The organism is Teichococcus rhizosphaerae (assembly GCF_002631185.1).
In the GTDB taxonomy this organism is placed as follows: Bacteria; Pseudomonadota; Alphaproteobacteria; order Acetobacterales; family Acetobacteraceae; genus Pseudoroseomonas; species Pseudoroseomonas rhizosphaerae.
In genome coordinates this window covers 38,312-52,478 of the sequence record NZ_PDNU01000030.1, presented here as the reverse complement: position 1 = coordinate 52,478, position 14,167 = coordinate 38,312, and the positions used below count along the sequence as shown (strand labels likewise).

At 71.2% G+C, this 14,167-nt stretch carries 17 protein-coding genes; 9 read left to right on the top strand and 8 right to left on the bottom strand.

Going from position 1 to position 14,167, the window contains the following annotated elements; translation table 11 throughout:
- Window positions 1–94 precede the first annotated feature (94 nt).
- Window positions 95–958, top strand: coding sequence for a fumarylacetoacetate hydrolase family protein (locus CR162_RS14695; protein WP_099096290.1), 864 nt, complete (start codon window positions 95–97; stop codon window positions 956–958).
- A 41-nt stretch (window positions 959–999) separates the two neighbouring features.
- On the opposite strand, the gene CR162_RS14690 is transcribed toward CR162_RS14695, so the two are convergent.
- The 4 genes from CR162_RS14690 to CR162_RS14675 form a co-directional block, all read right to left on the bottom strand.
- Window positions 1,000–1,989, bottom strand: a complete 990-nt coding sequence (locus tag CR162_RS14690; protein WP_099096289.1) for a Bug family tripartite tricarboxylate transporter substrate binding protein — start codon at window positions 1,987–1,989, stop codon at window positions 1,000–1,002.
- Window positions 1,990–2,084: 95 nt separating this feature from the next.
- A complete protein-coding gene (locus CR162_RS14685) occupies window positions 2,085–3,512 on the bottom strand; it encodes an amidase (RefSeq protein ID WP_245870381.1) in 1,428 nt (475 codons plus the stop codon).
- Entirely contained in the window at window positions 3,499–4,329 is an 831-nt protein-coding gene (locus tag CR162_RS14680; protein ID WP_099096288.1) for a polysaccharide deacetylase family protein, read from the bottom strand. The genes CR162_RS14685 and CR162_RS14680 overlap by 14 nt, the downstream gene beginning before the upstream one ends.
- A 64-nt stretch (window positions 4,330–4,393) precedes the next feature.
- Window positions 4,394–5,158: an SDR family NAD(P)-dependent oxidoreductase gene (locus CR162_RS14675; RefSeq protein WP_099096287.1), complete on the bottom strand. Its 765-nt coding sequence runs from the start codon at window positions 5,156–5,158 to the stop codon at window positions 4,394–4,396.
- 96 nt (window positions 5,159–5,254) lie between these two features.
- On the opposite strand from CR162_RS14675, the gene CR162_RS14670 reads away from it, so the two are divergent.
- Together CR162_RS14670 and CR162_RS14665 are read left to right on the top strand one after the other, a co-directional pair.
- The gene (locus CR162_RS14670; protein WP_099096286.1) at window positions 5,255–6,046 is read left to right on the top strand and encodes an IclR family transcriptional regulator; all 792 of its coding nucleotides are present in this window, start codon (window positions 5,255–5,257) and stop codon (window positions 6,044–6,046) included.
- A 228-nt stretch (window positions 6,047–6,274) separates the two neighbouring features.
- Window positions 6,275–6,463, top strand: a complete 189-nt coding sequence (locus CR162_RS14665) for a hypothetical protein (protein ID WP_099096285.1) — start codon at window positions 6,275–6,277, stop codon at window positions 6,461–6,463.
- Between the two features lie 173 nt (window positions 6,464–6,636).
- Here CR162_RS14665 and CR162_RS14660 read toward each other — a convergent pair whose 3' ends face one another.
- Both CR162_RS14660 and msrB read right to left on the bottom strand, forming a co-directional pair.
- Window positions 6,637–7,602: a tripartite tricarboxylate transporter substrate binding protein gene (locus tag CR162_RS14660; protein ID WP_218014904.1), complete on the bottom strand. Its 966-nt coding sequence runs from the start codon at window positions 7,600–7,602 to the stop codon at window positions 6,637–6,639.
- Window positions 7,603–7,685: 83 nt separating this feature from the next.
- The gene (gene msrB / locus CR162_RS14655) at window positions 7,686–8,093 is read right to left on the bottom strand and encodes a peptide-methionine (R)-S-oxide reductase MsrB (RefSeq protein ID WP_099096283.1); all 408 of its coding nucleotides are present in this window, start codon (window positions 8,091–8,093) and stop codon (window positions 7,686–7,688) included.
- 189 nt (window positions 8,094–8,282) lie between these two features.
- Here msrB and CR162_RS14650 point away from each other — a divergent pair, with 189 nt between their 5' ends.
- The 3 genes from CR162_RS14650 to CR162_RS14640 all read left to right on the top strand — a co-directional run bounded on the left by CR162_RS14650 (window position 8,283) and on the right by CR162_RS14640 (window position 10,142).
- Entirely contained in the window at window positions 8,283–8,744 is a 462-nt protein-coding gene (locus tag CR162_RS14650) for a PaaI family thioesterase (RefSeq protein ID WP_176559860.1), read from the top strand.
- 61 nt (window positions 8,745–8,805) lie between these two features.
- Complete coding sequence (locus tag CR162_RS14645) at window positions 8,806–9,483, top strand: 3-oxoacid CoA-transferase subunit A (RefSeq protein ID WP_099096281.1); 678 nt, start codon at window positions 8,806–8,808, stop codon at window positions 9,481–9,483.
- A complete protein-coding gene (locus tag CR162_RS14640; RefSeq protein WP_099096280.1) occupies window positions 9,480–10,142 on the top strand; it encodes a 3-oxoacid CoA-transferase subunit B in 663 nt (220 codons plus the stop codon). The genes CR162_RS14645 and CR162_RS14640 overlap by 4 nt, the downstream gene beginning before the upstream one ends.
- Window positions 10,143–10,305: 163 nt before the next feature.
- Here CR162_RS14640 and CR162_RS14635 read toward each other — a convergent pair whose 3' ends face one another.
- Complete coding sequence (locus CR162_RS14635) at window positions 10,306–11,310, bottom strand: MBL fold metallo-hydrolase (protein ID WP_099096279.1); 1,005 nt, start codon at window positions 11,308–11,310, stop codon at window positions 10,306–10,308.
- A gap of 310 nt (window positions 11,311–11,620) precedes the next feature.
- Here CR162_RS14635 and CR162_RS14630 point away from each other — a divergent pair, with 310 nt between their 5' ends.
- On the top strand, window positions 11,621–11,965 hold the full coding sequence (locus CR162_RS14630) for a RidA family protein (protein WP_099096278.1): 345 nt from the start codon (window positions 11,621–11,623) through the stop codon (window positions 11,963–11,965).
- 63 nt (window positions 11,966–12,028) lie between these two features.
- Here the strand turns inward: CR162_RS14630 and CR162_RS14625 are convergent, their stop codons facing one another.
- Window positions 12,029–12,349 (bottom strand): ArsR/SmtB family transcription factor, encoded by a 321-nt coding sequence (locus CR162_RS14625; RefSeq protein WP_099096277.1) that lies wholly within the window; start codon window positions 12,347–12,349, stop codon window positions 12,029–12,031.
- A gap of 94 nt (window positions 12,350–12,443) precedes the next feature.
- Between CR162_RS14625 and CR162_RS14620 the strand changes: the two genes are divergently transcribed.
- Together CR162_RS14620 and CR162_RS14615 are read left to right on the top strand one after the other, a co-directional pair.
- On the top strand, window positions 12,444–13,511 hold the full coding sequence (locus tag CR162_RS14620) for an alkene reductase (RefSeq protein WP_099096276.1): 1,068 nt from the start codon (window positions 12,444–12,446) through the stop codon (window positions 13,509–13,511).
- A gap of 84 nt (window positions 13,512–13,595) precedes the next feature.
- Window positions 13,596–14,162, top strand: coding sequence for a Uma2 family endonuclease (locus CR162_RS14615; protein WP_099096275.1), 567 nt, complete (start codon window positions 13,596–13,598; stop codon window positions 14,160–14,162).
- Window positions 14,163–14,167: the final 5 nt, after the last annotated feature.

The following is a 14,167-nucleotide window of genomic DNA, read 5'->3' as shown; positions in this document are numbered from 1 at the left end:
AGCGGGGCGCAAGCGCCCCTCCGGGCGAGCGGCCGAGTTGACGGCGGGGGCGCGCCGATGAAAGCTCGGCCCGGCGGCAGGAAGGAAGAGCGGGATGCGCCTGGTGGCAATCGAGCATGAGGGCGGCCCGGCGCTGGGCGCCCGGCTGGGAGAGGATGTGGTGCTGCTGGCCGATGCGGTGCCGGGCCTGCCGCGGGACCCGCTGCTGGCCCTGGCCGCGCTCGGCCTGCCGGAAGGCGCGCCCGCCCTGGCCGCCCGGCTGCACGGCGCGCCCCGCCGCCCGCTGGCCGGCATGAGGCTGCTGCCGGCGGTGCCGCGCCCCGGCAAGATCATCTGCATCGGCCTCAACTACGCGCTGCACGCCAAGGAAGGGAACAATCCCATCCCCGACTACCCGGCGGTGTTCTTCCGCGGCCCGACCTCGCTCGCCGCGCACGGGCAGGCGCTGCTGCGGTCGCGCGTGTCGGAGAAGTTCGACTACGAGGCGGAACTCGCCGTCGTCATCGGCCGGCGGGCGCGGCATCTGGGCGAGGCCGAGGCGCTGTCCTGCGTCGCCGGCTACAGCTGCATGAACGAGGGCTCGGTGCGCGACTACCAGCGCAAATCCACCCAGTGGGGCATGGGCAAGAACTTCGACCGCACCGGCGGCCTCGGCCCCGAGATCGTCACGCCGGACGAGCTGCCGCAAGGGCCGAACGCGCTGCGCATCACCGCCCGCCTCAATGGCGAGACCATGCAGGACAGCAACACCTCGGACATGATCTTCCCCGTCCCCCGCATCATCGCCATCCTGTCCGAGGCGATGACGCTGGAGCCGGGCGACGTGATCGCCACGGGAACGCCGAGCGGCGTGGGCTACGCCCGCAAGCCGCCCGTCTTCATGAAGGGCGGGGACCGGGTGGAGATCGAGATCGAGGGCATCGGCACCCTGGTCAACACCGTCGAGGACGAGGCCTGAGCCCGGCGCCGCCGCGCCAGCGAGGCGCGGCGGCGGCCCCCTTACTGCACGGTGATGTTGCGGCTCCTGATCACCGCGCGCCACTTGGCGTTCTCGGCGGCATGATAAGCGGGCCATTCCGCCGGGGTCTGGGTTTCCGGCGTCACGGCAAGCGCGGCCAGGCGCTCGCGCGTCTCGGGCGCGGTCATGGCAGCGCGGGTCAGGGCATGCAGGCGCGACACGATCTCGGGCGGCGTGCCGGCGGGCGCGAGCAGCGCGATGTGCTCCACCGCCTCGTAATCCGGGAAGCCCTGCTCGCGGAAGGTGGGGATCTCCGGCGCCACGGCGCTGCGCCCGGCGGAGGAAATGGCGAGCGGCCGCAGCTCCCCGGCCTGGATCAGCGGCAGCAGGCCGGAGGCGGCCTGGATGACCATGGAAACCTCGCCCTGCAGGGTGCCCTGCACCGCCTGGGCGCCGGAGCGGTAGCCGACATCGCCCAGCCGCAGCCCGGCCGCCTGCAGGAACAGCTCGGTGGCCAGGTGGGTGGAGCTGCCGGTGCCGGAATTGGCGTAGGTCATGGTGCTGCCCGGCTGCCTGGCCAGCGCCACGAACTCGGCGAGGCTGCGCGCCGGGGAGGTCTTCGGCACCACCAGGATCATCGGCTGCGCGGCGATCAGCCCGATGCCGGCGAAGGCCTGCTCGTGGTCATAGGGCAGGCTGTAGAGATGCGGCGCCATGGCATAGGTGCTGATGGTGCCGACCAGCAGCGTGTACCCGTCCGGGCGGGCGCGGGCCACGGAGGAGAAGCCGATCGTGCCGTTGGCGCCGGCGCGGTTGTCGATGACGAAGCTCCGGCCCGTGTCCTGGGTGAGGCGTGCCGCCAGGATGCGGGCCACCGCGTCGGTGGAGCCGCCCGCCGCCCAGGGCACCACCATCGTCACCGCATGGGCGGGAAAGCTGGCGCTTTCCTGGGCGGCCGTCAGGCGCGGGGCGGCAAGGGAAGGAAGGGACAGGGCGAGCGTGGCCCTGCCGAGAGCGCGGCGCGTGAACATCGGTCGTTTCCTCGCGGCCCGTTGCTGGCGGGCCTTGCGGCCGCATTGTCACGGGAGGGGCGGCGGAGGCAAGGGGGCTTCCGCCGCCCCAAGCGTCAGATCGCCACGGGGCGGATCTGCGCGGTCACCCATTGGGCGAGCGCGGTCAGCACGGCATCGGCGTGGCGCTGGCCGATCACCTGCACGCCCACCGGCAGCCCGTCCAGCGCGATGAGCGGCAGGGTGATGGCCGGCGAGCCCAGCACCGAGGTGGCGGCGTTGTAGGCCGGCAGCCCGGTGGTGTGGGTGACGCCGGAATCCTTCGCCTTGTTCTCCATCAGCGGCGCGGGGCCCACGGAGCTGAGGCTGACCAGCCCGTCGGCCAGCGGCGCGAGGGCGGCGAAGGCCTGCTGCGCCATCTCGCGCTTCTGGAGGGCCAGGCGGTAGTCGTCGATCGTCATGCCGCGCGCCAGCTCCAGCCGCGACATCATGCTGTCGCTGAGGCCGGTGGGGAAGCGCTCGACAAGGTTCTCCAGCGTCCAGCGCAGCTCATAGCCGCAAAGGTCGCGGCACAGGGCGAGGCTGTCGCCGATCGCCTGCTCGAAGGCCTCGATCAGCGGGCTGTCCTGGCGGCGCAGCAGCGTCACGCCGGCATCGCGCAGCTGGCGCAGCACGCGGTCGAAGGCCTCGGCGGTGCGCGGGTCGGTCTGCGCCCAGCCCTCGCTTTCCATGACGATGAGCCGGCCGGGCTTCAGCGGCGGGCGCGGCGCCGCCTCGCCGAACAGGCCCGGATGCCCCGGATCGCCGCCCGAGCGCTGCGCCATCTCGTAGGTGACGCGCCACATGTCCTCCAGGCAGCCGGCATGCACGCCGATATGGCTCTGGCTGAAGGCCAGCCGCTCGCCACGGTGGATGGCGCCGAAGGTCGGCTTGATGGCGGTGTTGGCGCAGAAGCCGGCGGGGCGGATGATGGAGCCCACCACCTGCGTGCCCAGCGCCGCCGGCACCATCGCCGCGCCGATCACCGCGGCCGAGCCGGAGGAGGAGCCGCCCGGCGTGTGGTCGGGGTTGAAGGGGTTGGTGGTGGGGCCGGGATGGGACATGCCCAGTTCCGTCGTCACCGTCTTGCCCAGGACCACCGCGCCCGCCTGCCGCAGCGCCACGACGCTGGCGCTGTCCATCTTCGTCTGCGCGCCCTTGAACAGGGGGGTGCCCTGCTCGGTCGGCATGTCCTTCGTCTGCAGCATGTCCTTGATGCCGACGGGCATGCCGTCGATCGGCGAAAGGGCACGGCCGGCCTTGTAGCGCGCCGTGGCGGCATCGGCGGCGGCGCGGGCGCCTTCCTCGTTCAGCGTCACCCAGGCGCGCACCACCGGCTCGCGCGCGGCGATCACCTCCAGGCAGCGCTCCAGATAGGCACGCGGGGTGTCGCGGCCTTCCAGGAAGCCCGGCACGGCATCGTGGAAGGTCATCGGCCGGAAGGTGGCGGGGTCGTAGGTGGAGGCGGTCATGGCGGTCTCGCGGTTGGTGTCAGGCGGCGTCATGCGCGGCGATCCAGGCCTCGGCCACCTCGGTGCCGGTGGCGAACCACACATCGGGGAAGCCCTTGATCCAGCCGATCATCTCGCGCAGCAGGGCGATGCGGCTGGGGCGGCCGATGATCTGCGGGTGCATGACCAGGTTGAACAGCCCGCCCCAGCGGTGGATCTCGCGGAACTCGTCCTGGAAGATCTCCAGCAGGTGGCTGTTGGGAAAGATCGGGCGCGGCGACTTGATGGAGAACAGCGCGTGCGGCGCGTCGTCCGTGCTCCAGTGCCAGGGCAGCTCCACCGGCCCGCTGCCGCCGCCGGGCAGGGTGAGGCGGTAGGGCACCACGTCGTCGAGCAGCGAGCTGTCGTAGAGGAAGTTGTGCTTCTGGAGCAGGTTCAGCATGTTGTCGCTGGACTCGCCCGCGGGCGAGCGGTAGCCGCGCGGCACCACGCCGAGCACGCGCTTCAGCGCCTCCAGCCCCTTCTCCATCTCCTCGACCTCCTTCTCGGGGAAGTCGGGATCGATCCAGGCGTGGGAATAGGAATGGTGCGCCACCTCGTGCCCGCCGGCGACGATCATCTCGGCGCGGCCGGCATGGTGCTCGGCCGTCCAGCCGGGGACGAAGAAGGTGCCCCTGACCTCCTCGTCGCGCAGCAGCTCGAGGATCTTCGGCACGCCCACCTTGGCGCCATAGGTGCCCTGGCTCAGCGTGCCGGGGCGCCGCGCATTGGCCGGGTCGCGCGAGAGCCACAGCGTTTCCGCGTCGAAGTCGAAGGTCAGCATCACGGCGATGCGCGCGCCGCCAGGCCAGCGGACGGATTTGTCGATCATGCCGGTTTCCTCTCGTTTTCCGTTGCCCGGTGGCGCGCGGCCGCCCGGCCGCCCATCCGCCGGCTCAGGCCAGCCGGCCCCCATCGACGGGCAGGCACACGCCGGTGGTGAAGCTGGCCGCGTCGCTGAGCAGGAACAGCACGCTTTCCGCCACCTCCTCCGCCCGGCCGAAGCGGCCCAGCGGGTGGCGGGCGCGGAACTCGGCCTCGCGCCGGGCACGGGCCTCGGACGTGCCGGCGCCGGCGAAGGTGCGCTCCAGCATCGGCGTCTCGATCGAGCCGGGACAGACGCAATTGACGCGGATGCCTTCCGCCGCATGGGCCAGGGCCATGCTGCGGCTCATCATCACCACCGCGCCCTTGCTGGCGGAGTAGGCGGGCATGGTGGCGGAGCCCGTGAGACCGGCGGCGGAGGCGAAGGTGACGACGGCGCCGCCCCCCGCTTCCCGCAGCAGCGGCAGCAGGCCGCGCAGGGTGAGCCAGGTGCCCTTCACGTTCACGTCGAAGAGCTGGTCCCACTCCGCCTCCTCCAGCTCGGTCACCGGCCTGGTGGGGCCCAGCATGCCGGCGGCGGTGGCCACCAGCGTGACCGGCCCGAGCGCCCGGGCCCGCCCGGCCAGGGCCTGCTGATCGGCGGCGCGGGTCACGTCCCCCGTCATCCATTCGGCGCCAGGGCAGGAGGCGGCGGTGCGGGCGACGCCATCCCCGTCGCGGTCGAACAGGAGCAGGCGCGCGCCCTCGCGGGCAAGGGCCTCGGCCGTGGCGCGGCCCAGCCCGGAGGCAGCCCCGGTGACGACGCCGATGCGCCCCGCGAAGCGGCCGGCGCTCATGCCGGAACGCCCGAACATCCTGCCATTGCCGCCGCCTCCGTATTGGTTAACGATACGACCGAATTATGTCGAAAAGCTAAGGGGAGTTTTCCGGCCATGTCAAAGGCAAAGGCGGCGCCGGCACAGGCCGCAGGGCCGGATCAGCGGCTCTACATCCAGGCGGTGGAGCGGGCCTTCCGCGTGCTGGAGGCCTTCGGCCGCAACCCGCAGCCGCTCTCCCTGGCGGAGATCGCGCATCATGCCGGGGTGGACAAAAGCGCGGCGCAGCGCCTGTGCCACACCCTGCGCCACCTCGGATACCTGGAGGCCGATCCGCGCGGGCGGGGGCTGCGCCCGGGCCTGCGGCTGATGGACCGCTCCTTCGATTTCCTGCGCATGCACCCGCTGGTGGAGCGCGCCACGCCGGCGCTGATGGAGCTGCGCCGCGCCACGCAGGAGCGTGTGGACCTCAGCCTGCTGGACGACCTCAGCATCGTCTATGCGGTGCGGCTGCAGAGCAAGCGGGAAACCTTCTTCGCCACGCTGGTGGGCCGCCGCCTGCCCGCCTTCTGCTCCTCCGGAGGCCGCGCGATGATGGCGCTGATGGCGGATGAGGCGGTGGAGGACATCCTGGCGCGCTCCGACCGCCGGCCGCTCACGCCCCGCACCGTCACGGACCTGCCGGGCCTGCGGGCGAAGATCGCGGAAGCGCGGGCGGATGGTCATGCCCTGGCCTGCGAGGAAGGTCTGCTCGGGGAGATCGTGCTGGCGGCGGCCATTCGCGACCGGGACGGACAGCCGGTGGCCGCCATCCACATCGCCGCCTCGCTGTCGGACTGGGACGAGGCATCCTTCCGCCGCCGCATGGCGCCGCTGGCAATGGAGGCGGCACGCGCACTCAGCGGTTGAGCGGCGCCACTTCACGAGGGGGCGATTCGGGAACCCGAGCCGCAATTTCAGGTTGTCAGGGGAGAAGGGCAGACACTGGAGATAGATTTACCCTCTTTCCTCAATGCCAAAAAGCATATAACCTAATTGTGAGATTTCAGAACAGATCGAAGAACAATGTCGGTCCTGCAAATGAAGCTCACAAAAGGCTTCGCCGCCAACCTGAACGCCTAGAGCCGGGTCAGAGAGATGGAATCTCGGACAAACATTCACCCGAACGATCTTCCTGATCCTCGCCGGGGAATCCTTCCCGTCCGGCTGAAGAGGCTGCGCGTCGCCAATCCCGAGAAGCTTTCGCCGGCGCGGGGATTGATGATCGGCTTTCTTTTCTCCTTCCTGATCTGGGCGGCCGTGATCGGCTTCTTCGTCACCTTCTGAGGGAACGCTTCGGAAGCCTCCCGCGCCTCCACGGCAGCGGCGATCCTATGGGTTGAGCCCCTCCTCGGCCAGCCTAGCCCCCCTTGAACAGCCCGCGCCGCACTTCGCGGCACCAGCCGCTCGCGCAGGGCAGGCAGCGTGGCGCCAGGGACGGACGCCCTGGCGCCCGTCCTTCAATCCGGCCGGACGTTGTTGTCGCGCGCCGCCTTACCCCAGCTGTCGATCTGGCCGCTCACGAAGCGGGCCAGCGCCGCCGGCTCGGAGAGCACCAGCTCCGCCTGGTTCACCTCGGCGAACTGCGTCGCGATGCGCGGCTCGCGGTAGGTTTCGACCAGCGCGGCACGGAAGCGCTCGATGACCGGCGCCGGCGTGCCGGCGGGCGCGAACACGCCCCACCAGGCCACGGCCGTCAGGCCAGGAAAGCCCGCCTCCGCCGCGGTGGGAACCTCGGGCAGCCCGGCCAGGCGCTGCTCGCCCAGTTGCAGCAGCGGCCGCAGCGAGCCCGCGGCGATGTGCGGGGCGAGCAGGGCGCTGCTGCCGATCATCATGTCGATATGGCCGGCCACGGCGTCGTTCACCGCGAGCCCGCCGCCGCGATAGGGCAGGTGGGTCATGGTCACGCCGGCGCGGCCGGACAGCATCAGCATGGCGAGATGGCCGATGGTGCCGTTGCCGGTGGAGCCGAAGGTGACGCCGCCGCGCTTCGCCGCCGCCAGCACGTCGGCCAGGTTGCGATAGGGCTTGCCCGGCTGGCAGGCGACGACATAGGGCGCGTGGCCGATCTGCGTGACGGGGGCGAGGTCGCGCTGGATGTCGAAGGGCAGGTTCGGCACCAGCACCGGCATCACCGCGTGGGAATCGAAGGTGAGCAGCCAGGTCTGGCCGTCGGGCCGCGCCTTGGCGGCGGCGTCGGTGCCGATGCTGCCCGCCGCGCCGCTGCGGTTCTCCACCACGATCGGCACGCCCAGGCGCTGCTGCAGCCCGGGCGCCGCCAGCCGCGCCACGGCATCGGTCGAGCCGCCGGGCGCGAAGGGCACGACGATGCGGATGGGGCCGGTGGGCCAGCTTTCGGCGGATGCGCGCATGGCGGGCAATGCCGCCAGCACGCCCATCACCGCGCGTCTCGACCAGTGCTGCATGCTTGAACCTCCCTCGCGGCGCCTGTGCCGGCACCCTGCCGGCCCATCATTCCGCCCATGGGGGAGGGACGCAAGCCTGCGCCTCAGGCGGGATGGAAATCCATCGCCACGCCGTTGATGCAGTAGCGCAGATGCGTGGGGGGCGGCCCATCGGGGAAGACATGGCCGAGGTGGCTGCCGCACCGCGCGCAATGCACCTCGGTGCGGATCATGCCATGGCTGGTGTCGCGGCTGGTGCCCACGGCGCCTTCCAGCGGCGCGCCGAAGCTCGGCCAGCCGGTGCCGCTCTCGAACTTGCCCTCCGTGCTGAACAGCGGCTGGTCGCAGCCCGCGCAGGTGAAGGTGCCGGCGCGCTTCTCGTGCAGCAGGGCGCAGCTGCCCGGGCGCTCGGTGCCATGGCCACGCATCACGCGGTACTGCTCGGGCGTCAGGCGGGCGCGCCACTCCGCCTCGGTCCGCGTCACCGGATAGGTGGGGGCGATGGTATCCATGCAGCGTCTCCCTCGAATGCGGGCGGCCCGAAGGGCCAGGCCATCGCGCCGGATATCGGGATGCGCCCGGTTGCTGTCGAGGGGCCCCCGCATGGCTTGACGGACCACACGGGGGGCGCATACTCGGTCGTCAATAAAATGGAACGTAATTCCGTTCAGCGGAATTTCAGCGCCAAGAGGAACGATCCCATGCCCCCTCCGGGCGCCGACATCTCCATGCCGGCTTCCGCCATTGACGCGGACGCCTTCGATCCCGCCGCCGCTGGCTGGAAGCCGCGGGGCAATTCGAGCTTCTCCAGCCTGGTGGGGCCGCTCTGGGCGCGGCGCGAGGGCGAGAGCTGGGCCTATGGCTTCCTGGCCGGGCCGCAGCACACCAATGCCCATGGCATCGTCCATGGCGGCATGCTGGTGACGCTCGCCGACAACGCGCTGGGCCTGGTCGTGCACGAGGCGTCCGGCGGCCAGTCGGCGGTGACGATGCAGCTCAACACCCACTTCCTGTCCGCCGCGCATCCGGGCGAGTTCGTCGAGGCGCGGGGCGAGGTGATGCGGCGGGGCCGCTCGGTGATGTTCGTGCGCGGCACGCTGATGGCGGGAGGCCGGATGGTGCTGGCGGCGGACGGCATCTGGAAGCTGCTCGGCCCGCGCTGAGCGGCGGCCGGACCAGAAGACGGCTATCGGGGCCGCGAACAAGGGGAGGATTGGCAGCGCAATGCTGGACAGGCGCGTCGCATCGTTCACGGAGGCCATCGCCGGCATCGGCCATGGCGCCACCATCATGCTGGGCGGCTTCGGCGGCGCCGGCACGCCGCTCGGCCTCGTCGCCGCGGTGCACCGCGCGGGGCTGCGCGACCTGACGGTGATCGCCAACAATGGCGGCAGCGCCGAGCCGGACCTGCGCATCTGGCTGGAGGCCGGGCAGGTGCGCAAGCTGGTCTGCTCCTATCCGAAGTCCAAGCTGCACACCACCGCGAGCTTCACCACCCTCTACCTGGCCGGCAAGATCGAGCTGGAGCTGGTGCCGCAGGGCACGCTGGTGGAGCGGATGCGCTGCGCGGGCGCGGGGCTCGGCGGCTTCTACACCCCGGTGGGCGCGGGCACCGCGCTGGCGGAGGGCAAGGAGACGCGGATGATCAACGGCCGCGAGCATGTGCTGGAGATGCCGCTCTCGGCCGATGTGGCGCTGCTGCGCGGCCGGCAGGCGGACCGGCTGGGCAACCTCACCTACAACAAGACCGCCCGCAACTTCGCCCCCGTGATGGCCACCGCCGCGAAGCTGGTGGTGGCCGAGGTGGAGGAGTTCGTCGAGCTTGGCGCGCTGGACCCGGAAACGGTGGTGACGCCGGGCATCTTCGTCGATCGCGTGGTGCAGAAGGGGGCGCCGCAATGAGCACGCCACTGAGCCGCGAGCAGATGGCCCGCCGCGTGGCCCGCGCCATTCCGGACGGTGCCTTCGTCAATCTCGGCATCGGCCTGCCGGACATGGTGCCGGACCACATCCCGGCCGGGAACGAGATCTTCCTGCACAGCGAGAACGGCATCCTGCATGTCGGGCCGCGCCCGCCGGCGGGGCGGGAGGACTGGGACCTGATCAACGCCGGCAAGCAGCCGGTGAGCCTGCGCACGGGCGGCAGCTTCTTCGACAGCGCGCTGAGCTTCGCGATGATGCGGGGCGGGCATCTCGACGTCTCGGTGCTGGGCGCGTTCCAGGTTTCCGAGGCGGGCGACCTGGCGAACTGGTCCACCGGCCTCGGCGAGGGCGTGCCGGCGGTGGGGGGCGCGATGGACCTCGCCGTCGGCGCGAAGCAGATCTGGGTGATGATGGAGCACACCGCGCGCGACGGCCGCCCGCGCATCCTGCGCCAGTGCAGCTACCCGCTGACGGCCACCGGCGTGGTGAAGCGCATCTTCACCAACATGGCGGTGATCGCGGTGCGGCCGGAGGGGCTGGAGGTGGAGGAGATCCTGCCCGGGCTCAGCCTGGAGGCGCTGCAGGCCAGCACCGATGCCACGCTGCGGCCTGGGGCCATGCGGCCGCTGGAGGCCTGAGGGATAGCCGGCAGTGGTGGAGGGCGCGTGTGCCACATGGCGGCGCGCCTTCCATCCCGTGCCGACGCTTATTTTTGTCATAATCCTGCTTATACGTCATGGCGCGATGGCATAGGCCAGTGGCGGCGCCCCGGAGCCGCCTCCGCTCCGGGGCAGGCGCGCCTCAGCCCGCGCTGGTCAGGTCCATCGGCTCCGGCACCCACACATAGCCCTGCCCCGCCTTGGCGACGTGGCCATGGCCCGGCCAGGGGAAGTGGTAGGAGAGCACCGCCTGCCGGTCCGCCGCCAGCCGGTCGAGCATGCGGCTGCGGGTCTGGGCGGAAAGCTTGGGGTCGGTGTCGAAGGAGAACTCCCACATCGGCCGCTGCAAGAGCAGGATGTGGTGGTGCGCCAGGTCGCCCGTGTAGACCATGCTCCTGCCATCGCTCTCGATGGTGTAGCAGGTATGGCCCACCGTGTGGCCGGGCGTGGAGATGGCGGTGACGCCGGGCGCCACATCCGCACCGTCCCGCACCATCACCATGCGGTCCTGGTAGGCGGACAGGTTCTTCTTCGCGCCATCGATGAAGCTGGTCATGAAGGCCGGGCCACGCTTGTTGCCGTCATCGGTCCAGTAGCGGAGGTCGGCCTCGCTCAGCGCCACCTGCGCGTTGGGGAAGACGCGGTTGCCGGCGGCATCGACCAGGCCCCAGCAATGGTCGCAATGCGCGTGGCTTAGCACCACAAGGTCGATCTGCTCGGGCTGGATGCCGGCGGCGCGCATGTTGGCCAGCATCCGCCCGGTGGTGGGACCGAACATCTTGCTGTCCGCGCCCATGCTCTCGCCCATGCCCGTGTCGAACAGGATGAGCTGGCGGCCGGTGTTCAGCACCAGCACGTTCTGTTCCAGCGTGGCCGCGTCGGGGGGAAGGAAGTTGCCGCGCAGCAGCCCCACGATCTCCTCCGGGGGCGAGGCGGGAAAGGCGGGCTCCGGCTTGCCGAGCGGCAGCCGTCCGTCGGAGATCACCGTGGCCTCGTAGCCGCCGAGGCGGAAGCGGTACCATGCGGGCGGCACGTCGTTGCGGAACGGCGCGGCCGCCCCGGCTTGCCGGGCTGTGGCGGGCAGCAGCGCCGCGCCGGCGGCGAAACCCGTGGCGGCGCGCAACAGGGTGCGGCGGTCCAGCGTCATGGTCGTAATCCTCCGGTGTTCTTGATGCCGAGGCATGTTCGTCTTGCGAGGCATGTATGCCTTGCGAGGCACCGGGCCGCGCACGCCGCGGGCCTGTCGCAGGGCGCGGAGGAGCGAGGCGCGAGACAGGAACCGGCGCCGCACCGGAAGCGTATCGAATTCATCCGGCGCTGACCAGGGCCTGCAAGGCTGCCCTCCCGCCTTCCCGGCCAGCCCCTGGCCGGGCACGCCGCGCCGCCGCAGAATGCCCGCCGGGCCCGGGCCACCGCGCGGGCCGAGGCTTCATGCCCACACTCCAGGAGACCGAGGAATGACCATCCAGCGCCATGGCCGCACCCCCATCATGCACCGCTTCGTCGAGCACAACGGCGTCCTTTATGTCGGCGGGCTGGTGGCGGAGGACCGCAGCCAGGGCATGAGGAGCCAGACCGAACAGGTGCTGGCCCGCTTCGAGAAGCTGCTGGCCGAGGTGGGCGGCGACAGGAGCAAGGTCCTCGCCGCCACCATCTACATCACCGACATGGCGCTGAAGGACGAGATGAACGCGGCCTGGACGGCCTTCTTCGGCAAGGACCTGCCGACCCGCGCCACCATCGGCGTCGCCGATCTCGGGCCGGGCACGCTGATCGAGGTGGTGTTCACCGCGGCGCGCTGAGCGGGAAGGCCGGGGAGGAGCGGCCTCCCCGGGCAGGCCACCCTTCCCCGCCATCCTTGCCGGTCAGGAAGCCGGCTCGGCCTGCGCCTCCAGCGCCAGCACCGTGTCGAGCAGGCCGGGGAAGCGCGCTCCGATCTCGTCGCGCAGCGTCACCACACAGCGCGTGCCTTCCCGCCGGTGCCGCACCAGCCCGGCCTGGCGCAGCACCTTCATGTGATGCGAGAGGGTGGAAGGCGAGACCCCCGCCGCGAACGCGCCCCAGCCCCGCTCCCCATCCGCCGCCAGGGTGGCGAGGATGCGCAGCCGCAGCGGGTCGCTCAGGGCGTGGAGCACCTCGGTCAACGGCACCGCCTCGATCTCGGGATGCGGATAGGGGTCTTGCATCCGGCCTGTCTCCTCCTAGCTGTTCGATATTCGACGATCATCGAACAACGGGGGTTCTTCCGGCCCCCGCCAGCCTGGAACGAGATATAGCGCAATGCCGACCCTGTTCGACCCCATCCGTCTCGGCGCCATCGAGGCGCCCAACCGCATCATCATGGCCCCCCTCACCCGTTCCCGCGCCACGCCGGACCGGGTGCCGACGCCCCTGATGCGCGACTACTACGCGCAGCGCGCCTCCGCCGGGCTGATCCTCAGCGAGGCCACCTCCGTCACGCCGATGGGCGTGGGCTATGCCAACACGCCCGGCATCTGGTCGGACGAGCAGGTGGCGGCATGGAAGACCATCACCGATGCCGTGCACGCGGCCGGCGGGCGGATCATGCTGCAGCTCTGGCATGTCGGCCGCATCTCGGACCCCTTCTTCCTGGACGGCGCGCTGCCCGTGGCGCCCAGCGCCATCGCGCCCAAGGGCCATGTCAGCCTGCTGCGGCCCCAGCGCCCCTATGTGACGCCCCGCGCCCTGGAGACGGACGAGATCCCCGGCGTCGTCTCCGCCTTCCGCAAGGGCGCCGAGAACGCGCAGAAGGCGGGCTTCGACGGCGTGGAGATCCACGGCGCCAATGGCTACCTGCTCGACCAGTTCCTGCAGGATTCCACCAACCGCCGCACGGACGAATATGGTGGCCCGGTGGAGAACCGCGCCCGGCTGCTGCTGGAGGTGACGGATGCCGCCATCGCCGTCTGGGGCGCCGACCGGGTGGGCATGCATCTCGCCCCGCGCGGCGACAGCCACGACATGGGCGACAGCGACCGGCTGGGCACCTTCAGCCATGTGGCCCGGGAGCTTGGCCGGCGGAAGATCGCCTTCATCTTCGCACGCGAGCACGAGGCGGCGGACCGCATCGGGCCTCAGCTGCGCGAGGCCTTTGGCGGCCCCTTCATCGCCAATGAGCGCTTCTCGCCCGAGCAGGCGGCGGCGGACCTGGCCGAGGGCCGGGCGGATGCCATCAGCTTCGGCCTGAAGTTCATCGCTAACCCCGACCTGCCGGAGCGGCTGCGCCAGGGCGCGCCGCTGAACGAGGTGAAGCGCGAGACCCTCTATGCCGGCGGGGCCGAGGGCTATGTGGACTACCCCGCCCTTTCCGACAGGGCGGCGGCCTGAGCGAAGCCGGGCCGGCGGGGAGATCCCCCCCGGCCCATCTCCGTGCTGGAACCCCCGCCACCCGTCCGTGCTAGGCTGCCCGCCATGAACCTCGCCTTTCGCAAGCCGATGAGCCTGGCGGAGTTCCTGGCCTGGGAGGAAGGGCAGGAACCGCGCTTCGAGTTCGACGGCGCCCGCCCCGTGGCCATGGTGGGCGGCACGCGGGCGCATGCCTTCATCCAGCGCAACCTGGCCATCTCGGTGGGCGGGCGGCTGCGCGGCGGCCCCTGCCAGTTCGCGGGCTCGGACCTCAAGGTGCTGGTGGCCGGCAGCATCCGCTACCCGGACGGGCTGGTGGTCTGCACGCCGGGGCCCAACGACAGCACCCTGGTGCGCGACCCGGTGGTGGTGTTCGAGGTGCTGAGCAACAGCACCGCCGGCACGGACCGCATCACCAAGAACCACGAATACGCCGCCACCCCCTCCATCCGGCGCTATGTGATGCTGGAGCAGGACCGCGTCGCCGCGACCGTCTTCGCCCGCGTGGAGGGCGACTGGGTCGGCCATGTGCTGCGGGAGGACGCGGTGCTGGAGATGCCCGAGATCGGCATCTCCGTGCCGCTGGCCGAGCTTTACGAGGGGCTCAGCTTCGGGGAGGCGGAGGAGGCGTAGCAATC